The following is a 4,961-nucleotide window of genomic DNA, read 5'->3' on the forward strand; positions in this document are numbered from 1 at the left end:
CGTTACATAGGCAATAACACCCGTAATAACAATAAGCAACGTTAAGATATATACTGTAACTCGATTGTCTACAGCCCAACTCGATATTCCGAATTCTTTGTTTTTGTGACTCATATAAGCCCCCTAACCCCCAAAGGGGGAACTCCTACTAGGGGTCAATAGGAATTTATATTAATACTCAATAAAATGATTTTATGACTTAAACTTTTTTTCAAAGCTGCTAATTCCCCCTTCGGGGGTTAGGGGGCTTTAAAAATTAAGCTTCATTCCTTCAGCGATGTTATTTACACCTTCGGTAATAATTACATCATTTGCAGCTAAGCCGCTTAAAATTTCAGTAACATTGTTAGAAGATTTACCCACTTTTACAAGTACTTTTTTGGCTACACCTGATTTTCCATTTACATTAGTTGCAATAAAAACAAATTTATTATGTTCTCCGTCTTCTTGTACCACGTTTGTTGGTACTACAATGGCATTGTTAATGGTGTAATCAATAATTTTTAGTTTAGCAACCTGATTTGGACGTAATAAATTATCTGGATTAGGAACGCTTACTTCTATACCGAAACTTCTGTTGCTTGGATTGATAAAATTAGCAACTTGACGTACTTTACCTTTATAGGTTTTTCCTAATGATGTTAAAAATACATCAACTTCGGTTCCTGGTTTCAATTTACCAATATACGTTTCTGGTATAGTTGTTGAAACATACATATTAGATAAATTTACAATACGCATTAAACCTTGTGGGCTAGGAGCCACTACTTGTCCGCGTTCCACGAAAACCTCATCAATAGTTCCAGAAAATGGTGCACGAATTACGGTTTTTGCTACTTGAGCTCGCATTTGGGCTACTGATTTTTGTGCAGAAATCATTTGAGCTTGAGCTTGTAAAAACTGAATTTCAGATCCAATTTTTTTGTCCCAAAGATTTTTTTGTCTTTCAAAAGTGGTTTTTGCTAAAGCATATTGATTTTCAATACTGGCCAATTGCTGACTCATTCCGGCATCATCCACTTTACCAAGTATTTGTCCTTTTGAAACACGTTGCCCAGCTTTTACATTTAAAGTGGTTAAAGTTCCACTGAATTCTGGTTGAACTAAGATGTTTTCTTTCGTATTTACATTTCCTTGCACTTCTAAATAGTGATTAAAAACAGTATCTTTAATTATTACTACCGAAACTAATGCTTCAGTTTCTGGGGTTTTATTGCCATTTACTAAAGCCGCATCAATTTTTTCTAATTCTGCTTGAATGGTTGCTTTTCTATTTTTTAATTCGGTAATGTTTTTATCTTTAATTAAATCATCCGTTGATTTTTCTCCACAAGCTATCAGTAATAAACTGGTGGCAATAAGTACTACTTTTTTCATATCTAAGTTCATTTATTTTAGTTAACTAATTTTTCTAAAGTTGCTTTTTTATTTATAATTTCAAGCATTGCTTGTAATGCTTCTTGTTGGGCAGAATATAATTGTTTTTGAGCTTCAGCAAAGTCAAAACTTGACGACAAACCTTCTTTGAATTTGACTTGTTGTTTGGCTTCAATTCGTTCTGCTAATTTTAAATTGGCCTGAGCGTTATTGTATTGATTAATACTATATTCGTAATCGCTTTTGGCTTTTTGATATTGTAATTTTAATTTTTGTTCCGTTTCTGTAAGTTGGGTTCTTGATTTTTCTAAATCAATTTTGGCTTGTTGAACACGAGAATTTCTTCCACCACTACTAAAAATTGGCACATTTAATCCAATTCCAACATTTGAAAAATTACTCCATTTTTGAGTTGCATTCATAAATGAAAATTCATTTGAAAAGGCATTGTATCCAAAGTTAACTTGTGCGCCCAACGATGGTAAACCTTTACTTTTTTCTAATTTTACCATAAGTTGTTTGCTTTCTTCTACATTTTTGCCAATTTTATAATCGATATTTTCGGTTACATTAAATTCAGAAATTAAAAGTTGTAAATCAATATTATTTTGAGTTAAATCATTTAATTTTTCTGTTAAAATAATTGGTTCCTCTAAATTAATTCCAAGCAATAATTTCACCATATTTAAGGCAATAACTCTTTGTTTGGTTACATTTTCTAAGGCGTTATTAACCGAATTTAAGGTAATTTGAAGTTGTTCAATCGTTTCTTCTTCAATTAATCCGTTTTTATAAATTTCCTTTGTATCTGATAGAATTTTTTCTAAAACTGATTTGTTTTTATTGATAATTAAGATACTTTCATCTGCTAAAAGCACATTTCCGTATGAATTAATGACAATTTCTTTAATTTCTTGATTTGTTTTTTCTTTGGCATTTTCAGAAATTTTCAAATAGGTTTTAGCCGATTGTAAACCTACTAAATACGAGCCATCAAAAATAAGTTGACTTAATGTAAGATTTCCGATTGCGACGTGTTTCGTACCAAAAGCCAATAACATAATGTCATTCGGATTTGCCATTGGATTAAAAGCATTTGCTGCGGCCCCTTGCTTGGTAAATTCAAATGTGTTTTGGTAATTTACAGAACCGTTTAACTGTGGCAATCCCATTGTAGTGGTTTCCCATTTTTTTTGTTTGGCAAGTTCTAAATCTCTGTTAGCGTTTATTACGCTATAATTGTACTTTTGGGCTTGTTCAATCGCTTGTTTCAGCGTAAAACTTGTAGTTTCTGTTTGCGAGAAAACTTGAATGGTACTCAAAAGAAACAGAAATACTGTTATTTTAATCTTCATTGTTTTAAATTTAATTATTTATAATCTGTAATTGTTTTTCTAACTCAATAATTCCGGCTAACGTTGCCATAGCACGAATATGATATTCTAATGCGATATGTTCTAAGTTGTTGGCATCTCTCTCCAAGGCAGTATTCTCGCTAATGCTGAATATTAAGGTGTAATAAAATTTTACATAATTTTCTACATCAATATTTTCTCGGTACAACCCTTCGGAAATTCCTTTTAAAATATTATCACGAAAACAGCCTTCGCATATTTCAATTTGATAACCTACTACTTTTTGATATACTTCAGGATAGTGTCTTTTTAATTGATACACTGGAGAAGTTTCGCTATATTTAAACATTTCTTTAAACATTCTTCGAATCTGAAAATTTTCTTCGATAGCGTTAAAATTTTTAGCCACAATTGTGTCAATAGTTTCTCTAACTTCCTTGTGAACCAATTGTGTGCTTTCCTCAATTAACAATTCTTTATTTGAAAAATATTTATAAATTGTTTTTTTTGAAATACACATATCGCAGGCAATATCATCCATAGTGATGCTCTTGAAACCTAATTTCAAAAACATTTCTTTCGCTCTATTGATAATTTTTTCCTTCATTTTTAATGTAATTTCTTGATATTAATTATAGTTTCTAATTAATTTCGGTTACAAAAGTACAATGGAAACTTTTAAAACTAAAATAGTTTCCGTAATCTTCACATAAATTTAACATTAAAATTGTGGCGCAAGTATGCAATTATTAGCTTAAATTAGCCAAAAAATTACTAATATGCTTTCATTATCAGAATATCAAAATGTTATTTCGGAAGAGTTTTCAAATATTCACATTCATAAACAACCGAAAAACTTATATGAACCCATAGATTATATTTTATCGCTTGGCGGAAAAAGAATTCGTCCTGTGTTAACATTAATGGCAACTGATATTTTTGATGGCGATTATAAAAAAGCAATTTCTGCAGCCAAAGCCGTTGAAGTATTTCATAATTTTTCATTAGTTCACGATGATATAATGGACGACGCCCCTTTGAGACGAGGGAATGAAACCGTTCATGAAAAATGGAACATTAATACCGGAATTTTATCTGGTGATGCTATGCTAATTTTGGCCTATCAATTTTTTGAAGTGTACGAACCAAATATATTTCAAAAACTGGCGAAATTATTTAGCAAAACCGCTTTAGAAGTGTGCGAAGGACAACAATACGATGTAGATTTTGAAACGCGGGACGATGTTACTATCCCGGAATATTTAAAAATGATTGAATTTAAAACAGCCGTTTTATTAGGAGCAGCTATGAAAATGGGGGCTATTGTAGCAGAAACTTCAGAAGAAAATGCAGATTTAATTTATAATTTTGGATTAAATTTAGGCATCGCATTTCAATTACAAGACGATTATTTAGATGCGTTTGGAAACCCAGAAACCTTTGGAAAACAAGTAGGTGGCGACATTATCGAAAACAAAAAAACTTATTTGTACTTAAAAGCAATGGCGTTTTCGTCTGAAGAAAACAAACAACAATTATTGCATTTATTTTCTATACAACCCAATGATAATTCGGATAAAATTGATTCCGTAAAAACAATTTTTAATACTTCAGGTGCCAGCAAAGCCACACAAGAAGCCATTGCTAACTACACTGAAATAGCTTTTGAAACACTAGGAAAAATGAAAATTTCTGAAGACAAAAAAATGGTTTTAAGATTATTTGGAGAAAAATTAATGAACAGAAAGGTATAAAATTCCAAAATAAAAATCTCAAATTCCAAATTTGGTTTGAGAAATTTTAAGATTTGGAATTTAAAAAATTGGAATTTTATGTATTTACCACCAACATCCATCGATTCATTAATTGAAGAAGCAGAGGAACAAGATTTATATTTCAAATTAATAGAGCAAACGAATAAAGATTTTGCTTTAGCAAATGAAAATATTGATATTCCTTTGGATATTTTCCCATTTGAATTAAAGCTTTTGATACAGGAGAAAATTATAAAATTAATCAATTACAAATTCGCAGAATACTTAAATTTATTATATATTATTGATGTTTCCGAAGATCAAATTAAAAAATTAGACGGTTCAGATGTTTTTAAATTATCCGAAGACGTTACGTTTTTAATTTTAAAACGCGAATGGCAAAAAGTATGGTTTAGAAATAAATATTAATTTATTCCAGCTCTTTCTTTAAAATTGTTTTATTCCACAATTCATT

General features: G+C 30.5%; 5 protein-coding genes. 2 read left to right on the forward strand and 3 right to left on the reverse strand.

Translation table 11 applies throughout. The annotated features are described in order from the left end of the window. Positions 1-249 precede the first annotated feature (249 nt). The 3 genes from ACIQ11_RS08760 to ACIQ11_RS08770 are packed head-to-tail and all read right to left on the reverse strand — an operon-like array spanning position 250 to position 3,339. Positions 250-1,377: an efflux RND transporter periplasmic adaptor subunit gene (locus ACIQ11_RS08760; RefSeq protein WP_396154266.1), complete on the reverse strand. Its 1,128-nt coding sequence runs from the start codon at positions 1,375-1,377 to the stop codon at positions 250-252. A 17-nt stretch (positions 1,378-1,394) separates the two neighbouring features. After that, a complete protein-coding gene (locus ACIQ11_RS08765; RefSeq protein WP_396154267.1) occupies positions 1,395-2,732 on the reverse strand; it encodes a TolC family protein in 1,338 nt (445 codons plus the stop codon). A gap of 10 nt (positions 2,733-2,742) precedes the next feature. Then, positions 2,743-3,339 carry a TetR/AcrR family transcriptional regulator gene (locus ACIQ11_RS08770; RefSeq protein ID WP_396154268.1) on the reverse strand — a complete coding sequence of 199 codons (597 nt, stop codon included), beginning with the start codon at positions 3,337-3,339 and terminating at the stop codon, positions 2,743-2,745. Between the two features lie 172 nt (positions 3,340-3,511). Here ACIQ11_RS08770 and ACIQ11_RS08775 point away from each other — a divergent pair, with 172 nt between their 5' ends. After that, positions 3,512-4,486 carry a polyprenyl synthetase family protein gene (locus ACIQ11_RS08775; RefSeq protein ID WP_396154269.1) on the forward strand — a complete coding sequence of 325 codons (975 nt, stop codon included), beginning with the start codon at positions 3,512-3,514 and terminating at the stop codon, positions 4,484-4,486. 78 nt (positions 4,487-4,564) lie between these two features. After that, the gene (locus ACIQ11_RS08780; protein ID WP_353078524.1) at positions 4,565-4,915 is read left to right on the forward strand and encodes a hypothetical protein; all 351 of its coding nucleotides are present in this window, start codon (positions 4,565-4,567) and stop codon (positions 4,913-4,915) included. Positions 4,916-4,961: the final 46 nt, after the last annotated feature.

It is taken from the genome of Flavobacterium sp. (assembly GCF_044361065.1).
In the GTDB taxonomy this organism is placed as follows: Bacteria; Bacteroidota; Bacteroidia; order Flavobacteriales; family Flavobacteriaceae; genus Flavobacterium.